Source organism: Pseudarthrobacter sp. GA104 (assembly GCF_009741265.1).
Classification (GTDB): Bacteria; Actinomycetota; Actinomycetes; order Actinomycetales; family Micrococcaceae; genus Arthrobacter.
Genome location: NZ_WOWL01000001.1, coordinates 500458 through 519351, shown reverse-complemented (window position 1 = coordinate 519351; position 18894 = coordinate 500458). Strand labels below are relative to the sequence as shown.

The 18894-nt window shown below is 66.5% G+C and carries 15 protein-coding genes and 1 tRNA gene; 12 read left to right on the top strand and 4 right to left on the bottom strand.

All coding sequences use genetic code 11. The features are described from left to right. The first annotated feature begins 94 nt into the window (after positions 1-94). The 6 genes from GK109_RS02330 (at position 95) to GK109_RS02305 (ending at position 5643) form a co-directional block, all read left to right on the top strand. Positions 95-1309, top strand: coding sequence for a pseudouridine synthase (locus tag GK109_RS02330; RefSeq protein WP_157238532.1), 1215 nt, complete (start codon positions 95-97; stop codon positions 1307-1309). Between the two features lie 3 nt (positions 1310-1312). Beyond that, on the top strand, positions 1313-2422 hold the full coding sequence (locus tag GK109_RS02325; RefSeq protein WP_157238531.1) for a prephenate dehydrogenase: 1110 nt from the start codon (positions 1313-1315) through the stop codon (positions 2420-2422). Beyond that, positions 2422-3135, top strand: coding sequence for a (d)CMP kinase (gene cmk / locus GK109_RS02320; RefSeq protein ID WP_157238530.1), 714 nt, complete (start codon positions 2422-2424; stop codon positions 3133-3135). Before GK109_RS02325 ends, cmk begins: the two co-directional genes overlap by 1 nt. A 31-nt stretch (positions 3136-3166) precedes the next feature. Next, complete coding sequence (locus GK109_RS02315) at positions 3167-3847, top strand: 1-acyl-sn-glycerol-3-phosphate acyltransferase (protein WP_157242547.1); 681 nt, start codon at positions 3167-3169, stop codon at positions 3845-3847. A 10-nt stretch (positions 3848-3857) separates the two neighbouring features. Further along, entirely contained in the window at positions 3858-5408 is a 1551-nt protein-coding gene (der, locus tag GK109_RS02310; RefSeq protein WP_157238529.1) for a ribosome biogenesis GTPase Der, read from the top strand. A gap of 158 nt (positions 5409-5566) precedes the next feature. Next, positions 5567-5643, top strand: a tRNA-Pro gene (locus GK109_RS02305). A 149-nt stretch (positions 5644-5792) separates the two neighbouring features. Here the strand turns inward: GK109_RS02305 and GK109_RS02300 are convergent. Together GK109_RS02300 and GK109_RS02295 are read right to left on the bottom strand one after the other, a co-directional pair. Then, positions 5793-7736 (bottom strand): polysaccharide deacetylase family protein, encoded by a 1944-nt coding sequence (locus GK109_RS02300; RefSeq protein WP_157238528.1) that lies wholly within the window; start codon positions 7734-7736, stop codon positions 5793-5795. A gap of 274 nt (positions 7737-8010) precedes the next feature. Beyond that, entirely contained in the window at positions 8011-8880 is an 870-nt protein-coding gene (locus tag GK109_RS02295) for an Fpg/Nei family DNA glycosylase (RefSeq protein WP_157238527.1), read from the bottom strand. Positions 8881-9045: 165 nt separating this feature from the next. Between GK109_RS02295 and gcvH the strand changes: the two genes are divergently transcribed. From gcvH to GK109_RS02270, 5 genes are all read left to right on the top strand, one after another. Further along, the gene (gene gcvH, locus GK109_RS02290) at positions 9046-9432 is read left to right on the top strand and encodes a glycine cleavage system protein GcvH (RefSeq protein WP_157238526.1); all 387 of its coding nucleotides are present in this window, start codon (positions 9046-9048) and stop codon (positions 9430-9432) included. Positions 9433-9589: 157 nt separating this feature from the next. Further along, positions 9590-10066: an FHA domain-containing protein gene (locus GK109_RS02285; protein WP_157238525.1), complete on the top strand. Its 477-nt coding sequence runs from the start codon at positions 9590-9592 to the stop codon at positions 10064-10066. 23 nt (positions 10067-10089) lie between these two features. Further along, positions 10090-10806: a MerR family transcriptional regulator gene (locus GK109_RS02280; RefSeq protein WP_104997481.1), complete on the top strand. Its 717-nt coding sequence runs from the start codon at positions 10090-10092 to the stop codon at positions 10804-10806. Next, entirely contained in the window at positions 10806-11309 is a 504-nt protein-coding gene (locus GK109_RS02275) for a bifunctional nuclease family protein (protein ID WP_013600629.1), read from the top strand. Before GK109_RS02280 ends, GK109_RS02275 begins: the two co-directional genes overlap by 1 nt. A gap of 232 nt (positions 11310-11541) precedes the next feature. Beyond that, positions 11542-12135 (top strand): MerR family transcriptional regulator, encoded by a 594-nt coding sequence (locus tag GK109_RS02270; protein ID WP_321215910.1) that lies wholly within the window; start codon positions 11542-11544, stop codon positions 12133-12135. 67 nt (positions 12136-12202) lie between these two features. Here GK109_RS02270 and GK109_RS02265 read toward each other — a convergent pair whose 3' ends face one another. Further along, complete coding sequence (locus GK109_RS02265; RefSeq protein ID WP_370460339.1) at positions 12203-13021, bottom strand: ParA family protein; 819 nt, start codon at positions 13019-13021, stop codon at positions 12203-12205. A gap of 301 nt (positions 13022-13322) precedes the next feature. Here GK109_RS02265 and GK109_RS02260 point away from each other — a divergent pair, with 301 nt between their 5' ends. After that, positions 13323-16721: a pyruvate carboxylase gene (locus GK109_RS02260; protein WP_157238523.1), complete on the top strand. Its 3399-nt coding sequence runs from the start codon at positions 13323-13325 to the stop codon at positions 16719-16721. Between the two features lie 199 nt (positions 16722-16920). On the opposite strand, the gene GK109_RS02255 is transcribed toward GK109_RS02260, so the two are convergent. Next, positions 16921-18729, bottom strand: a complete 1809-nt coding sequence (locus tag GK109_RS02255; protein ID WP_323057399.1) for an AMP-dependent synthetase/ligase — start codon at positions 18727-18729, stop codon at positions 16921-16923. Positions 18730-18894 lie beyond the last annotated feature (165 nt).

The following is an 18894-nucleotide window of genomic DNA, read 5'->3' as shown; positions in this document are numbered from 1 at the left end:
GGGCAAAGAGTATTTATCAGGGCAGACTATTTCTGCACGGCTGGTTAAGGTTGTCTGTGGACACCTTTCCGGCCAAACAATTGAAGGACGGGTCATGACACAGGCGGGACGCCAGGGTTCACCACGTAACAGTTCGGGACGCAACGGTTCGGAACGAAACAGAACACAGCGCAACACCTCCCAGGGTGGGAGTTCAGCGGGCGGGTTCCGCAGCGGTGCCCCCAAGCGGGGCGGCGGGTTCGGCAGCGACCGCCCGCAACGCGCACCCAAGCCGCGCGAGGAGCGCTTCATCGATCCGGATTTGGCTTCGGACGGCCCGCAGCAGGGCCGCGGCGCGGTTGATCCAAAGGCGGCCAGGCCGTCCTCCCGGAAGCCTGCAGCCCGCAAACCCGGGGCCAAGAAAGCACCGGGCACTCCCGGCGCCCTCAAGCCGAAGCCACGCACCGGCGCCCCGGGCGCCGCGGCCTCCCGCGCGTTCGGCAGTGAACGCTTCGGCCAGAACCTGGGGCCGGTGCGCAGGCCGTCCCGCAAGAAGGGCCCGCGGGGCGATGTTCCCCAGTCGGAGCTTCACGACGCCGACGGCGTGCGCCTGCAGAAGGTCATGGCCTCGGCCGGGGTTGCCTCCCGCCGCGTCTGCGAAGAGATGATCGCCGAGGGCCGTGTGGAAGTGGACGGCCAGGTGGTCACCGAACTCGGCGTCCGCGTCGACCCCAAGACCGCCGTCATCCACGTGGACGGGCTGCGGATCCAGCTGGATGAGGACCTGGTGTACATGGTGTTCAACAAGCCCAAGGGCGTTGTTTCCACCATGGAGGACCCCGAGGGGCGTCCTTGCATCAGCGACTTCCTCAAGAACAGCAAGAACAAGGGCGAACGCCTGTTCCACGTTGGCCGCCTCGACGTCGCCACCGAAGGCCTGCTCCTGCTGACGAACGACGGCGAACTCGCCAACCGCCTGACGCACCCTTCCTACGAGGTTCCCAAGACCTACCTCGTGCAGGTCCGCGGTCCCTTCCCGCAGGGGATTGGCGCGCAGCTCAAGGAGGGTGTGGAACTCGAGGACGGCTTTGCGTCCGTGGACTCCTTCCGGCTTGTCGACTCCACTCCGGGCCACGTCCTGATCGAGGTAGTGCTGCACTCCGGCAAGAACCGCATTGTCCGCCGCCTGTTCGACGCCGTCGGCTTCCCGGTCCTGCGGCTGGTCCGCGTGAAGGTGGGCCCCATCGGCCTGGGAGACCAGCGACAGGGCAGCATCCGCAACCTCGGCAAGCAGGAAGTCGGCCACCTGCTGGCATCCGTAGGGCTCTGAGGCATGTCCGCTTTCCACAGCCAGGGCCGCGGGCACCTGGACGGTCCGGTCGTGGTCCTTGGCACCGGACTGCTGGGCACCAGCATCGGGCTGGGGCTGCGCGGGCGCGGCGTGCCCGTGTTCTTGTCCGACCCCTCGCCCACCAACCAGGCGGTCGCCGTGGATATCGGAGCGGGCCGGCCACTGGCTGAGCTGGATGGCAGGGTTCCGCAGCTCGTGGTGGTTGCCGCTCCGCCGGACGTCACGGCCGATGTCGTGGCAGCAGCCCTGTCCGAGTACCCTGACTCGGTTGTGGTGGACATCGCCAGCGTGAAGGCTGAGATCCTGGGCCAGCTGCGCCGCCGCGGCGTTGACCTCTCCCGCTACGTGGGAACCCATCCCATGGCCGGACGGGAAAAATCAGGTCCCGTAGCTGCGCGCGGCGAGCTGTTTACCTCGATGCCGTGGGTGGTGTGTCCGTCGGAGGAGACCTCCGCCGCCGCCCTCCAGACGGCCCGGTCCCTGGCCGCAGACCTGGGCGCCGTCGTCTCCCAGTTCACGGCCGACGAACATGACGAAGCCGTGGCCCTGGTCTCGCACCTGCCCCAGGTGATGTCGTCGCTGGTGGCGAGCCGGTTGCAGGGGACACCCCTGCACGCGCTGTCCCTGGCCGGGAACGGCCTGCGCGACGTCACCCGCATTGCTGCCAGCGATCCCGCCCTCTGGGTCCAGATCCTTGGCGGCAACGCGGCGAAGGTGGTGGACATCCTGTACGGCGTCCGGGATGACCTCAACCGGCTGATTGGCACCTTGGAAGAGCCCACAGCGCCTGGGGCGAGGCTGGACCTCGCCCAGCTCATGAGCGAAGGCAATGCCGGCCAGGCACGCATTCCGGGCAAGCACGGCGGACCGCCGCAGGCATACTCCTGGCTGACCGTCCTGGTGGATGACAAACCGGGGCAAATCGCCCGGCTCCTCACCGAAATCGGGGAGATCGGCGTCAACCTGGAGGACCTCCGCCTTGACCATTCGTCCGGCCAAAACGTGGGTATGGTGGAAATATCCGTGTTGCCGAACAAGCACGACCACCTGATCGAAGCACTAAACGACCGCGGATGGCGGGTACTTCAGTAATGACACAGGAACTTCTCGACACCATGCCCGCGCTCCGCATCGGACGGCCGCTGGTGGTGGCCATTGACGGCCCCTCCGGCTCCGGCAAGTCCAGCGTGAGCAAGGAAGTGGCCCGCAGGCTCCGGCTCGCCTACCTGGACACCGGCGCGATGTACCGCGCCCTGACCTGGGATTGCGTCGCCAGGGGAATCGACCTCGACGACGCCGCAGCCGTGGAGCAGGCCGCCCGGGACCTGGTACTGGACCTGAGCACCAGCCCGCACGACGACTACGTCCGGGTTGACGGCGTGGACGTCACTGACGCCATCCGCGAACCGGCAATCTCTTCGGCCGTCAGCGCTGTGGCCACCACCCTCGGCGCCCGGACTGAACTTATCCGCCGCCAGCGGGAGCTGATCGAAAAGCACCACCGCCGCATGGTGGTGGAAGGCAGGGACATCACCACCGTCGTCGCGCCCGGGGCGGAAGTCCGCATGCTGCTCACCGCCAGCGAGGAAGCGCGGCTGCGCCGGCGCGGGATGCAGCTCGGCGGCACCCAGGACGCCGAGCAGTTGGCGGCCCAGGTGACCCACCGCGACGCGAAGGATTCCACGGTGGTGAACTTCACGAAGGCGGCCTCCGGGGTTGTCACGCTGGACTCATCGGACCTCGACTTCGAGCAGACCGTAGCAGCGGCCCTGGTGATCGTCACGAAGGCCCTCAACCGTGATTGACGGCAAGCGGGGTGTCCCGTCCGGGCTGACCATGACGTGGAGCAGGCCTGTGGGCTGGATCCTCGACCATCTGGTGTACCGGACCACCGTCACGGGCAAGGACAACGTGCCTACCGGAGGCCCGGTGATTTTCGCCGCGAACCACATCAGCTTCCTGGACGGGCCGGTCATGTTCGGTGCCTCGCCACGGCCCATGCACATCCTGGTCAAGCAGGAAATGTTCCAGGGATTCCTCGGCCGGGTGCTCAACGCCTCGGGCCAGTTGCCGGTGGACCGGAGGGGCGACCGCGCGGCACTGCAGCGCTGCAAGGAAGTGCTCGACGCCGGACGGTGCGTAGGGATCCTTCCCGAAGGTACCCGGGGGAGCGGGGCGGCTGCGGACATTAACGGCGGCGTGGCCTGGCTGGCGCTGAACTCCGGAGCGCCGGTGGTTCCGGTGGCCATCCTGGGTACGCGCAGAGGCGACGAACACCTTGATTCAGTGCCACGGCCGGGCAGGCGTTTCCACGTCAGCTTCGGAAATGCCCTCACCCTTGGCCGCAGGGCCGGGGAAAGCGGGCGTGCTTCAATGGACAGGGCGGCGCTGGAAATCCGCGCTGCGCTGGCTGGGCACGTCCAGGACTCCGTTCAACTCAGCGGGCAGCCCCTGCCCACGGCAGATGCCCATAAAGACTTAACAGCAGTAGCCGGGACGCCGGCAGATGACCACTAAGGACAGTGCAATGAGCGATACGACTCAAACTCCCGGCCACCCCGGCGCCGGCGAAGACGACTACACGCCCACGGGCACGGACCAGGTGGCCGAACGGCTGGCTGCCATTGACGACGAGGAGGCCGAGCTCCGCGCCGCGTCCCTCCGGGCGGGCCTGGAGGACTATGACCTCGACGAGGAAGACGCCGCACTGCTCAGCGGCGAGTACGGCGACGAGGACTTCGACGGCCCCGTCAAGCTTGATCCGGTCCTGGCCATCATCGGACGCCCCAACGTGGGCAAGTCAACCCTCGTGAACCGCATCCTGGGCCGACGTGAAGCAGTGGTTGAAGACACCCCCGGTGTCACCCGCGACCGCGTCATGTACTCCGCCAGCTGGAACGGACGCAACTTCACCCTCGTGGACACCGGCGGCTGGGAACACGATGCCCGCGGTATCCACGCCCGCGTGGCCGAGCAGGCCGAGATGGCCGTTGAACTCGCCGACGCCGTGCTCTTCGTGGTGGACTCCGCAGTAGGGGCTACGGCCACCGATGAAGGCGTCATGAAGATGCTCCGCCGCAGCAAGAAGCCGGTCATCATGGTGGCCAACAAGGTGGACGACTTTGCGCAGGAAGCGGACTCTGCCACCCTGTGGGGCCTGGGCTTTGGTGAGCCCTACCCGGTGTCGGCGCTGCACGGCCGCGGGGTTGCGGACCTGCTGGACCACGTGATGGACGTGCTCCCAGAGTTCTCCACCATTGAGGGAACCGACCGTTCCGGCGGCCCGCGGCGCATTGCCCTGATCGGCCGCCCCAACGTGGGCAAGTCCTCGCTGCTGAATAAGCTGGCAGGCACCGAGCGCGTAGTGGTGGACAACACGGCCGGAACCACCCGCGACCCCGTGGACGAGTTCATCGAACTCGGCGGCCGGACGTGGCGCTTCGTGGACACGGCAGGCATCCGCCGCCGCCAGCACATGGCGCAGGGGGCGGACTTCTACGCCTCCCTGCGGACCCAGGCCGCACTCGAAAAGGCGGAGGTCGCCGTCGTGCTCCTCGCCGTGGATGAGGTCCTCAGCGAGCAGGACGTCCGGATCCTGCAGCTCGCCATTGAGTCCGGCCGTGCCCTGGTGCTGGCGTTCAACAAATGGGACCTGCTCGACGACGAACGCCGGCGCTACCTGGAACGTGAAATCGAACAGGACCTGGCTCACGTGAACTGGGCACCCCGGGTGAACATCTCTGCCAAGACCGGGTGGCACAAGGACCGCCTGGTTCCCGCCCTGGACCTGGCACTGGAGAACTGGGACAAGCGCATCGCCACCGGCCGCCTGAACGCCTTCCTCGGCGAACTCGTTGCCGCGCACCCGCACCCCGTCCGAGGCGGCAAGCAGCCGCGCATCCTCTTCGGCACCCAGGCGTCCAGCCGGCCCCCGAAGTTCGTGCTGTTCACCACCGGATTCCTGGACCCGGGATACCGCCGCTTCATCACGCGCCGCCTCCGGGAAACCTTCGGCTTCGAGGGCACCCCCATCGAGGTCAGCATGCGGGTCCGGGAAAAGCGGGGCAAGAAGCGTTGATTCCGGTGATCTCCGCAACACGCGGAGCGCCGGAAGCCGGAAAGTGTCACTGGCACCCTCCGGAATCGTGTAAGCTCTTCTAGGTGGTTCGGCCGGACTGCTGGTGAAATCCTCGGAGTGATTTGAGGGTTCAGCTCAGCGGAGAACGGCGGAACCAGCGGGCTGTAGCGCAGCTTGGTAGCGCACTTGACTGGGGGTCAAGGGGTCGCAGGTTCAAATCCTGTCAGCCCGACCACAAAGCCGCGGAAACTTCAGGGTTTCCGCGGCTTTTTGCATTGGCGGGATTCCCGTGATGACGCGATGAGCCCGACCAACCTGACGATCGGCACCCACGGCGGGATCACCATCCGCCGCCGCCCGAGGGGTGCCCTGCACAGGGGCCAGCTAGCCGAGGGCGGCGTCGAGGGTGACGAAGCCGTAGCCTGCCGCCCGGAGCTGGGAGATCACCTCTGGGAGGGCCGCGGCGTCGAGCGTTGAGCCGTCGTCTGGGTTGGAGCCGAGGTGCATGAGGACGATCTCCCCGGGCTGCGCGGAAGCCAGGACGCGCTGGACGATGAAGCTCGGGCCGCGCGTTCCGTTCATGGTGCCTTGCCAGCCCAGGGTGTCAACGGTCCACCGGACCGCCGCGTAGCCAGCGGCGTTGACGTCTGCGATCGTGCGGGAATCGCGGGCGCCGAAGGGGAAGCGGAAGAACGGGCGCGGGTCTCCTCCAGCGGCCTCGATGGTCCTCTGCGCGCTGCTGATCTCGGCCGCGATCTGGGCGTCGGTCAGGGTTGTGAAATCTGGGTGGGTCATGGAGTGATTGCCGATCCGATGCCCCGCGTTGTAGATCAGCGCCGGGTTGGAGGGGAACTGGTTGACCCAGTCTCCGGTGAGGAAGAACGTGCCCGGGACGCCGTGGGCTGCGAGGGTGGCGAGGATCGATCGGAGGGCGGCGTCGTTGGCGCCGGCGTCGAACGTGAGTGCGACAACCTTCTGCGTGGTCGGAATGCGCTCAAGATCCACGCCTAGGAGCGCCGACGGGACGCTGGTGTAGATGACCTCGATCCTGCCGCTGGCCGCGTGCCACAGGATAGAACCGTGCTGGAAGTCGTTGCGGCGGCCGCCCGTGATGCTGTACTCGCCGCTGATCGGGTAGCCGAGCCGGCTGCGCTCCCAACCGAGGGCCACCCACTGGGCTCGGATGGCTCCGTACACCTCGTGGGCTCCCGTGGCAGGCGACCAGTAGATCGACGAGCCGGCGTTCGTGCCGCTGAAGTGGTTGAACCGACCGACCCCGTCGGGGGTGCCGGTCTCATCCGTCACGGGGAATCCAAGCACGCCGGCCGGTCCGCCGAGCTCCAGGTAGCGTCCCCGGATGGCCCCGTGGACCTCGTACGCTCCGGTGCCGGCGCTAAAGTAGATCGCCCCGCCGGCGAAGTTGTTGTGGCGGCCAGCGGCGCCGGGGGTGGAGGTCTCGTCGGTGAGCGGGAAGCCCAGGAAGCCGGCCGGTCCGCCGAGCTCCAGGTAGCGTCCGCGGATGGCCCCGTGGACCTCGTACGCTCCGGTGCCGGCGCTAAAGTAGATCGCCCCTCCGGCGAAGTTGTTGTAGCGGCCAGCGGCGCCGGGGGTGGAGGTCTCGTCGGTGAGCGGGAAGCCCAGGAAGCCGGCCGGTCCGCCGAGCTCCAGGTAGCGTCCGCGGATGGCCCCGTGGACCTCGTACGCTCCGGTGCCGGCGCTAAAGTAGATCGCCCCTCCGGCGAAGTTGTTGTGGCGGCCAACGGCGCCGGGGGTGGAGGTCTCGTCGGTGAGCGGGAAGCCCAGGAAGCCGGCCGGTCCGCCGAGCTCCAGGTAGCGTCCGCGGATGGCCCCGTGGACCTCGTACGCTCCGGTGCCGGCGCTAAAGTAGATCGCCCCTCCGGCGAAGTTGTTGTGGCGGCCAGCGGCGCCGGGGGTGGAGGTCTCGTCGGTGAGCGGGAAGCCCAGGAAGCCGGCCGGTCCGCCGAGCTCCAGGTAGCGTCCGCGGATGGCCCCGTGGACCTCGTACGCTCCGGTGCCGGCGCTAAAGTAGATCGTGCCGCCGGTGTAGTCCTGGGCGCGGCCCCCAGCGACGTCGTACGCGCTGCCGACTGGCGTGCCGAGAAACGATGCGCTGCCGCCGAGCTGCTCATAGTGCTGGAGGATCGCGTCGTCGCCGGCCTGCTCGACCACCATCGACGCCGGAACGCTCCGTTGCGCAGCCACCGCTGATGCGGCGGACGCGGGCGGCCCCAAGGCCGTGCCCCCGAGGCCCCCGCCGAGGGCGAGGGCCAAGGCCATTCCGAGGACGGCGGATCGAGACCGGCGCATTGTGACCCCTTCGTGCTGACCGAGACATGCGAGCCTTGGTCAAGACGCTACGCCCCAGGGGCATGCCCGGGCAGGGGCAGAGGTCCCGAATCGCAATCAGATCACCCGCGACACCCCGTCCGCGGTGCTGCCGCAGTTGCCGCGTTCCGGGGTCCCATGTCATGTTCGAGCGGATGACCGCGGGCGGTACGCTGTTGCAGGACCAAGGCCTCATTTCCGCAGCCAAGTCGTCCACAATGACGGTCGACATCTACCAGCTTGGCTGCCGGTCTTCCTACTTCAGGAACTTAGAGGTCCTGCGGTCAGCCAGGATCTTGCCCTTGGTCTGGCAGGTGGGGCAGTACTGCAGGGCAGTATCGGCGAAGGAAACCTCGCGGACAGTATCTCCGCACACGGGGCACGGCTGACCGGCCCGCGCATGGACGCGCATGTGGCTCCGTTTGACGTCCTTCAGGTCCTTGGGCGGCTTGCCCTGCGCCTCGGCCATCGCCGTGCCAAGGATGGTGTGGATGGCGTCGTACAGGACCTGGACGGTTCCGCGGTCCAGGGACTTGGCCGTGGCAAAGGGGGAGATCCTTGCCGCATGCAGAATCTCGTCGCTGTAGGCGTTCCCAATCCCGGCGATGACGCCCTGGTTCCGCAGGAGCCCCTTGATCTGCTGGGAGCTGCCGGCAAGGATCTCAGCCAGCATGTCGGCGTCGAACGCCTCAGCGAAGGGGTCCGGCCCCAGCGACGCTATACCCGGCACTTCCTGCGGATCCCGGACCACGTAGACCGCAAGGCTCTTCTTCGTTCCGGCCTCGGTGAGGTCGAAGCCGCGCGGGCCCCCGGGGCCGGTGAAGGCAAGGCGGGCGGCGATGTGCCCTTTTCCCATTTTCAGCTGGGCGTCGGTGGGGGAGTCCGTGAAGCGGACCCAGCCGGCCCTGGCCAGGTGAAAGACGAAGGAGATGCCGCCGGTGTCAATGCTGATGAACTTGCCGAAGCGCCGTACGCCTGTGACGGTCCTGCCCTCGAGGGCGCTGAACGGGGGATCGGCCGTCTTGAGGACGGCGAAGGAAACGATCTGCACTTTTGACACGACCGCTCCCTGCAGGTGGTCACTCAGGAACCCGGCAAGGCCGGCGACCTCGGGCAGCTCAGGCATCCGCTAGCTGCCTTCCCCGACGTGGACGCCGGCTGTGCATGCGCTCATGCGTCCCATCTTGGCAGAAACCCCGCCGAACGCCCGGGCAGATGTGCCTATACTTTCAGCGGCGGCCCGTTCCGGGGCCCCGTTGACATTGGTGTTCGACCCGATGAAAGGCCCCTGATGAGCAACATTCCCGAAGATCTGTCCTACACAGCCGAACACGAGTGGGTCACCGCCCCCAATGCCGACGGCGTGGTCCGGGTAGGCATCACCGACTTTGCCCAGGACGCACTCGGGGACGTTGTCTACGCCCAGATGCCTGAAGTTGGCACCAAGATTACGGCGAACGAAGTTGTGGGCGAGGTGGAGTCCACCAAGAGCGTCAGCGACATCTATGCCCCTGTAACCGGCGAAGTTGTGGCCCGCAACGAGTCACTGGACACCGATTCCGCGCTGATCAACACAGATCCCTACGGTGAAGGGTGGCTCATTGAGATCAAGCTCGCCGAAGCTGACGCCGTTGAATCATTGCTCAGTGCATCGGAGTACGAACAGCAGGTAGGCTAAAGCTAACCGGTATTTCCGGTCCGGCCCCGCCGTGAAGGCAGAACGTCTTCGCACGTCAGCGGCCGGATCGGCGGGCCGGGACCGGGCCTGCGTTGCAGGTCCGGAGGGCAGATGTTGGTTGCAGGCCTGAGGGCAGCAACGGAAAGAGGAGGAGTCCATGGCTGGCCACACACAGAACCCTGCCGACGGGGAACACGGCTCGGGTGCGGCCAGGGCGTCGGAGACTACTTCGATCCATCTCACCCCGGTGAGGGATGAGCCCACGATTGCCCCCAAACTCTCGTCCGATGAGCGCAGCTCGGTTGAGGCGCTCCCGGCCGGGTCAGCACTGCTGGTTGCGCACAGCGGCCCCAACGCCGGCGCCCGCTTCCTGCTTGATTCCGATGTCACCACGGCCGGACGGCACCCGGATGCGGATATCTTCCTGGACGACGTCACCGTTTCCCGCCGCCATGTCGAGTTCCGGCGCACCGCCCGGAGTTTCGAAGTGGTGGACAAAAACAGCCTGAACGGCACCTACGTCAACCACGACCGCGTGGACAGCGTGGAGCTCAAGTCCGGCAGCGAAGTCCAGATCGGCAAGTTCCGCCTCACCTTCTACATGAGCCCTGCCAACGCTGCAGGCCGCGGCTGAACCGGGGACCGCTGCCTGTGGCAATGGCACAACCGGAACGCCGGGGACCCCAGGTCCTCAACATCGGGGAAGTCCTCGCACAGCTCAGCGGGGACTTTCCCGGCATGACTGCGTCCAAGATCAGGTTCCTTGAGGAAAAAGGGCTCATCAACCCGCGCAGGACACCGGCGGGCTACCGCCAGTACTCGGACGGCGACGTCGAGCGGCTGCGTTTCGTCCTGGCCCTGCAGCGTGACCAGTACCTCCCCCTGAAAGTCATCAAGGACTACCTCGATGCCATCGACAGGGGCGAACGCCCCGAGAACCTCCCGCCCGGCGTCGTGGTGTCCCCGCGCATCGTCTCGGATGAGCTGGCGGCGGAACTGCAGAACCGGGGGCGCAAGCTTACGGAAGAGCAGCTCCGCACGGAATCCGGTGCCAGTGTGCCGCTGCTGCAGTCCCTCCTGAGTTTCGGCCTGATCAGCCACAGCAATGGCCAGTTCGATGAGCACGCCCTCCAGGTGGCGCGCGCCTGCGTCCAGCTGGAGAGCCACGGGCTTGAACCCCGCCACCTCCGCCCCTTCCAGGCGGCTGCGGAACGGGAGTTTGGCCTGGTGGAGCGCGTCGTGGCGCCATTGGCGTCCCGCAAGGACTCCGCGTCCCAGGCACGGGCAGCTGAGGCCGCCCGTGAGATTAGCGACCTCTGCCTCACCCTGCACCGTGCCTTGGTGCAGGACCATATCTCACGCATGGACATCTGATGATTGAAGTCGAGATTGTGGGCGTTCGCATCGAACTGCCTTCCAACCAGCCCCTGGTCCTGCTTCGGGAAATGCACGGGGAACGGCACGTCCCCATATGGATCGGGACGCCTGAAGCCAGTGCCATTGCCCTTGCCCAGCAGGGCGTGGTCCCGCCCCGCCCCATGACCCACGACCTCCTGGTGGACGTCGTGGAGTCGCTGGGGCACTCGGTGGTCAGCGTGAACATCGTTGCGGTGGAGGACAACATCTTCTACGGCCAGCTGCAGTTCGAGAACGGGACAACAGTCAGTTCGCGGGCCTCGGACGCGCTGGCCATAGCCCTGCGCGCAAAGTGCCGGATTTGGTGCGCGGATTCAGTCATGGATGAGGCCGGAGTCCGCATCACCGAGCATGACGAGGGCGAGGACACGGAACCCGGTCCCACCGTTGATGAAGAGCGCGAACTGCGCCGGTTCCGGGAGTTCCTGGACGATGTTGAGCCCGAGGATTTCGACGGCTGAGGTCACGTTAAGGTTAATGTTGAGGGTGAATCTTTCGACACGCCCCTAATAACCCTGCAGGGTCTTTGACCTTGCGACCCCCCGGGCCTAACGTCGAAGTATCGAGTTCCCATTGCTTACGGCAGCCGCGCAAGTCACACTGGAAAGTGCGCCCCGCGAAAATTACATGCATGGTCTTCATGCACTGCTGCTGCAGCAGTTTCCCCGGGAGCGTATGACAAGGAGGATCCAGGTGAGTCCCAAAGGTGAAGCAGGCGGGCTGAAGCAGCCCACGGCTGGTGTTGCTGTGCCGGCGAGCGGTGCCCAGGGCCTCCTGTTTACCGAAGACCTTCCTGTGCTGGATGAGGACGCGGGCTACCGCGGGCCCACCGCATGCAAGGCGGCCGGCATCACGTACCGCCAGCTCGACTACTGGGCACGCACCGGCCTGGTGGAGCCCGCGGTCCGCGGCGCCGCCGGTTCCGGCTCCCAGCGACTGTACGGCTTCCGCGACATCCTGGTCCTGAAAGTCGTCAAGAGGCTCCTGGACACAGGGGTATCGCTGCAGCAAATCCGCACCGCCGTGGAACACCTGCGGGAACGCGGCGTCGAAGACCTCGCCCAGATCACCCTAATGAGTGACGGCGCGAGCGTCTACGAGTGCACCTCCGCTGACGAGGTCATCGACCTCGTCCAGGGCGGCCAAGGTGTGTTCGGCATTGCCGTCGGACGGGTCTGGCGTGAGGTGGAGGGCAGCCTGGCCTCGCTTCCCAGCGAGCATGCCGCTGAGCCGTCCTTTCCGGACGACGAACTGAGCAAGCGCAGGGCAGCGCGCAAGATCAGCTGAAATATTGAGCAAGGGGCCGCTCTCCATCCGGAGGGCGGCCCCTTGGCTGTTAACCAGGCGGGGTGCCCTACCTGGCGCGGCTGCGCAGGCCGCTGCCCACAGCCATCAGGTTGGCCAGCAGTTCATCGAACAGGGCCGCAGCGGACTTCGCGGAATCACCGGGCCAGTGGTGCACGGGGTGGGCGGCGCCCTGGATCTGCTGCCAGTTGGCCTGTTCCGGAATCCGCGGGCTCAGGAGGAGTTCTCCGAACATGGACTCCATCTCCGCAAGCCGGTACGCGTGTTCCGAGGAACCCGACCGCACCCGATTGGCCACGATGCCTGCCGGGGAAAGGTTGGGGGCAAACTCCTGGCGGAAAAGCTGGATGGCCCGCATGGTCCGCTCGGTGCCGGCCACCGAGAACAGGCCGGGCTCGGCAACCAGCGCCACCTTGTCGCTGGCGGACCAGGCCATCCGGGTCAGGCCGTTCAGGGACGGCGGGCAGTCCACCAGGACAAGCTGGTAGTCGTCCCCGGTGGCCAGGACAGAGGAGAGCCTGCGCAGGTCGCGGCGGCCCAGGTCCGGCCGGTCATAGATGCCGGTGTAGGCAGAGCCGACGGCGACGTCCAGTACGGCGGAGCCGGTGCCGTTGGACTGGGTCTTGGCGGTCCAGCTGCTGCGCACCACGTTTTCGGACAGCTTTGCCCGGCGGGGACTCTTGAGCATCCGGCCGATATCCAGCTGGTCGCCGGGCTGGACTCCCAACGCAGTGGTGGCATCCGCGTGCGGATCAAGGTCCACCACCAGCGTGCTGATGCCCGCGGCCAGCGCCGCAGACGCCAATCCTGTGGTGACGGAAGTCTTGCCGACTCCACCCTTAAGGCTGCTGATGCTGACTACTTGCACTTGAGAGACCAAAACCTAACGCCGGATGCCGTGTTGGGGGTAATGTTTGCTCCGGCAGTGCCGAAGCCGGACGGTCCTGCCGCCCTAATCATCATATGTTGATGCGTCGGCGAATCCTGCTTTATTGGGCGTCGGCATGGCACCGACTGTGCTGCCGGGGCGGTTTCCGCCCGAGCCGGCAGAAGGCTTCGGGACATGACGGGGAAATTAGTGATGGTGGCCACAAAGATTTGTGTTTGTCCTTGTAGGTCCTAGACACTGTGACCACTCACCGATCCACCCGCAATGATGCAGGAGAAGTATGTTTTCCAAAGTTCTGGTGGCCAACCGCGGCGAAATCGCGATCAGGGCCTTCCGCGCCGGCTACGAGCTGGGCGCCAAGACGGTTGCCGTTTTCCCCCATGAAGACAGAAACTCGATCCACCGCCAGAAAGCGGACGAGGCCTACCTGATTGGCGAAGAGGGCCACCCCGTCCGGGCTTACCTGGACGTAGAAGAAGTAGTGCGGGTGGCAAAGGAGTCCGGTGCGGACGCCATCTACCCGGGCTACGGGTTCCTTTCCGAGAACCCGGACCTCGCCCGGGCCGCGAAGGCCGCGGGCATCACCTTTGTTGGTCCGCCTGCTGAGGTCCTGGAACTCGCGGGCAACAAGGTAGCGGCGCTGAAGGCAGCCCGCGACGCCGGCGTTCCCGTCCTGAAGTCCAGCGCGCCCTCCAAGGACCTGGACGAACTGATCGCTGCGGCCGACGAGATCGGGTTCCCCATCTTCGCCAAGGCAGTGGCCGGCGGCGGCGGCCGCGGCATGCGCCGGGTGGACACCCGTGAGGCCCTGCCCGAAGCCCTGCAGTCAGCCATGCGCGAGGCCGATGCCGCCTTTGGCGATCCCACCATGTTCCTGGAGCAGGCCGTCCTGCGCCCGCGGCACATTGAGGTCCAGATCCTGGCCGATGCCGAGGGCAACGTCATGCACCTCTTCGAACGCGACTGCTCCATCCAGCGGCGCCACCAGAAGGTCATCGAGATCGCCCCGGCCCCCAACCTCGATGAGGGCATCCGGCAGGCGCTGTACCGGGATGCCGTCAAGTTCGCCAAGGCCCTGAACTACGTCAACGCCGGAACGGTGGAGTTCCTTGTGGACACGGTCGGGGAGCGCGCCGGCCAGCACGTCTTCATCGAGATGAACCCGCGCATCCAGGTGGAACACACGGTCACCGAGGAAGTCACCGACGTCGACCTGGTGCAGGCACAGATGCGGATCGCCGCCGGAGAAACACTCGCCGACCTCGGCCTCTCCCAGGACACCGTCAAGCTGCGCGGCGCGGCGCTGCAGAGCCGCATCACCACGGAAGACCCCGCCAACGGCTTCCGTCCGGACGTCGGAAAGATCACCGGCTACCGGTCCGCCGGCGGCGCGGGTGTGAGGCTCGACGGCGGCACCGTTTACTCCGGTGCCGAAATCAGCCCCCATTTCGACTCCATGCTCGTCAAGCTCACCTGCCGCGGCAGGGACTACCCGTCCGCCGTCGCCCGTGCACGCCGGGCCCTGGCGGAATTCCGCATCCGCGGCGTCTCCACCAACATTTCCTTCCTGCAGGCAGTGCTTGACGATCCCGACTTCATCGCGGGGGACGTCGCCACCTCCTTCATTGACGAGCGCCCGCAGCTGCTCAAGGCCCGCGTCTCTGCGGACCGCGGCACCAAGCTCCTCACCTGGCTGGCCGAGGTCACGGTCAACAAGCCCAACGGCGAACTCAAGGTCCACTCCAACCCGGCCAGCAAGCTGCCGTCGGTCAAGGACAAACAGGCCGTTCCGGGCTCCCGGCAGAGGCTCCTCGAGCTGGGCCCCGAAGGCTTTGCCAAGGCGCTTCGCGAACAGAACGCGGTGGCCGTCACGGACACCACGTTCAGGGACGCCCACCAGTCGCTGCTGGCAACCCGCGTCCGCACCCGCGACCTGGTGGCGGCCGGACCCGCCGTCACCGCGCTGCTGCCGGAACTGCTGTCCGTTGAAGCCTGGGGCGGGGCCACTTACGACGTGGCACTCCGGTTCCTCGGCGAAGACCCCTGGGACCGCCTCGCTGCGCTGCGCAAGGCGCTCCCCAACGTGTGTCTGCAGATGCTGCTCCGTGGCCGCAACACCGTGGGCTACACGCCGTACCCTGAAGAGGTGACCGAAGCCTTCGTGAACGAGGCTGCCGCCACCGGCATCGACATCTTCCGGATCTTCGACGCCTTGAACGACGTCAGCCAGATGGCCCCGGCCATCCGTGCGGTCCGGGCCACCGGCACCGCGGTGGCCGAGGTGGCACTCTGCTACACCGGGGACATGCTGGATCCGGAAGAGACGCTCTACACGCTTGACTACTACCTGGGTCTTGCCCAGAAGATCGTTGACGCCGGCGCCCACATCCTGGCAATCAAGGACATGGCCGGCCTGCTCCGTCCCGCCGCGGGAGCGAAACTCGTTTCAGCCCTCCGGGAACGCTTCGACCTGCCGGTGCACCTGCACACCCACGACACGGCAGGAGGCCAGCTGGCCACGCTGCTGGCCGCCGTGGATGCCGGTGTTGACGCTGTGGACGTCGCGTCGGCGTCGCTGGCAGGAACCACCAGCCAGCCCTCGGCCTCTGCCCTGGTGGCAGCCCTGGCGCACACTCCGCGGGACACGGGGCTCAGCCTGGCTGCGGTCAGTTCGCTGGAACCGTACTGGGAAGCGGTCCGCCGCGTGTACGCACCGTTCGAGTCCGGCCTTCCCGGCCCCACCGGTCGCGTCTACCAGCATGAGATCCCCGGCGGCCAGCTCTCCAACCTGCGCCAGCAGGCCATTGCGCTGGGACTGGGGGAGCGCTTCGAAGCCATCGAGGACATGTACACCGCGGCCGACCGCATCCTTGGGCACCTGGTCAAGGTGACGCCGTCCTCCAAGGTGGTGGGCGACCTCGCCCTGCACCTGGTGGGCTTGAACGCGGACCCGGCGGACTTCAACGAGAACCCGCAGAACTACGACATCCCGGATTCCGTGATCGGCTTCCTGTCCGGCGAGCTCGGCGATCCGCCAGGAGGCTGGCCGGAGCCCTTCCGCACCAAGGCCCTGCAGGGCCGCAGCGTGAAGGTCAGGGACGTGGAGCTCAGCCCCGAGGACAGCGCGGCCCTGAAGTCCGATTCCAAGACCCGCCAGCACACGCTGAACCGGCTGCTCTTCGATGGACCCACCAAGGACTACCTGAAGAGCGTCGAGACCTACGGCAACATCTCCGTCCTGGATACCCGCGACTACCTCTACGGCCTGCAGCGTGGCACTGAGCACGAGATCCAGCTGGAGAAGGGCGTGCGGCTGATCGCGTCGCTGGAAGCGGTATCCGAGGCGGACGAAAAGGGCATGCGCACCGTCATGTGTACCCTCAACGGCCAGTCCCGGCCCGTCGTGGTGAGGGACCGCTCCGTGGTCAGCAACGTGAAGGCTGCCGAAAAGGCAGACCCGGCCCAGCCCGGCCACGTGGCCGCACCGTTCGCGGGCGCCGTTACGGTGACGGTCAAGGCCGGCGACGAGGTCAAGGCAGGAGACACGGTAGCCACCATCGAGGCGATGAAGATGGAAGCATCCATTACGACGCCGGTGGCCGGCAAAGTCTCACGGCTCGCCATCTCATCCATCGAGCAGGTGGAGGGCGGGGACCTGCTGCTGGTAGTCGAGCAGTAGAGCCCGGACGCTCGATTAACAATTGAAGGGTCCTCCCCGTCGGGAGGACCCTTCCTTGTGGTGGGCTGCGGTTGAGGCAGGGCCCGATCCTCTGCGTGCTATACCCCCCGCCCCGCTAAGGCCGCTTCGCGGCGAGCGGGGGCGCGGGGCCCCTTTTACGCACGCTGCCGGACCGGGCCCTGCCTCTTTGCGGCGCTTCCTACGGACGAGGCGAGCTGTACATCTCCTCGATGACCGTTTCGAAGTCCTTCATCACTTGCGCCCTTTTTACTTTCATTGAAGGCGTCAGGTGCCCGGACGCTTCGGTGAAGTCGGCCGGCACGATGCGGAAGGACTTGATGGCCTCGGCCTGGGAAACCGACGCATTCGCGGCCGTGATCAGGTCCTGGACTGCCGCCTTGACTACCGGGTTCTTGGCGGCGTCCGCCAGGGAAGTGTCTGCCGGGAGGTTGTGCCGCTGCAGCCAGCCGGGCAGGGCTTCCTGGTCCAGCGTGACCAGGGCGCCGATGAACGGCCGGTTGTCGCCGACCACCAGCACCTGCGAGACCAGCGCATCGGCCCGGATCTGGTCCTCGAGCAGGGCGGGGATGACGTTCTTGCCGCCCGCGGTGACAATGATCTCCTTCTTGCGCCCGGTAATCCACACAAAGCCGTCGTCATCGAGCCGGCCGATGTCCCCGGTACGGAACCATCCGTCGTCGAACGTTTCGCCGGTGAGGTCGGGCCGCTTGTAGTAGCCGCGCATTACGCACACGCCCTTGGCGAGGATCTCGCCGTCCTCGGCGATCTTCACGGCATTTCCGGGCAGGGGCTTTCCCACGGACCCGATCTTGATCAGCGACGGGGTGTTCACCGTAATGGGTGCCGTGGTTTCCGTCAGGCCGTAGCCTTCAAGCACCTGCAGCCCGATGCCCTGGAAAAAGTGGCCCAGCCGCTCGCCCAGCGGGCCGCCGCCGGACACCGCATGGGCAACATGGCCGCCCATCGCGGCCCGCAGTTTGCCGTAGACCAGTTTGTCGAACAGTGCGTGGCGCAGCCTGAGGCCCAGGCCGACGCGGCCCTCCTGCCGTGCCTTGGAGAAGGCGATGGCGGTATCGGCTGCCTTATGGAAGATGGCTCCCTTGCCGGCGTCCTCCGCCTTGGTCATGGCAGAGTTGTAGACCTTTTCGAAGACCCGCGGCACCGCCAGGATGAAGGTGGGCTCGTAGCTCTGGAGGTCCGCCAGGAGGTTCTTGATATCCGGTGTGTGCGCCACGGTGGTGCCGGCAGCCATGGCCAGGACGGAGATGAAGCGGGCAAAGACGTGCGCCAGCGGGAGGAACATGATGGTCTTCGCGTTCTCGTGGACGATCTCGCCAATGATGGCCAGTGCGTTGTCGGAAAGCTCGACGAAGTTGCCGTGCGTCAGTTCGCAGCCCTTGGGCCTGCCTGTGGTGCCGGACGTGTAGATGATGGTGGCGGTATCACCCAGGGTGGCTGTTTTCCTCCGGGCTTCAAGATCCTCGTCGCTGACCTCCCGGCCGGCTTCGCGGAGGGCGTCAAGTCCCTCGCCTTCCAGCTGCCACACGTGCTGGAGGGATGCCAGGCCTTCCGCCGTTACCGCCTGGCGGATGATGTCCTCATGGTGGGCTGCCTCGCCGAAAGCGGCCACCGCGCCGGAGTCGCCCAGGTTCCAGGCCACCTGGGAGGGCGAGGAAGTTTCGTAGATGGGGACGGAGACGGCGCCGGCGAACCAGATTGCGAAATCCACCAGGGACCATTCGTACCGGGTGCGGGACATGATGCCCACGCGGTCGCCGGCACCCACTCCGCTGGCCATCAGCCCCTTTGCCAGTGCCCGGACGTCGGCCACGAAATCAGTGGCGGAAATGTCCTGCCAGGACCCGGAGGCGTCGCGCCGCGAAAAGAGTGCGGGGTTGCCGGCCTTGGCTGCCTGCCGCAGCACCAGATCGGTGATGTTGGTTTCCGGTGGGACTACAACAAGAGGCGGAACACTGAATTCGCGCACTATAGCTCCTTTGATATCCGAGGTCCCGCACGGGGGCATGCCTAAAGCCTAGTACGCCGGTGCGGGGCCGTGCAGTATATAAAGTTACTGGCCAGTAACTTTCCCGTCAACGACGCCGGAAGACACGTGGGCGGCATCCGTGGCTGCCGCGGGCTTCGGCGGAAT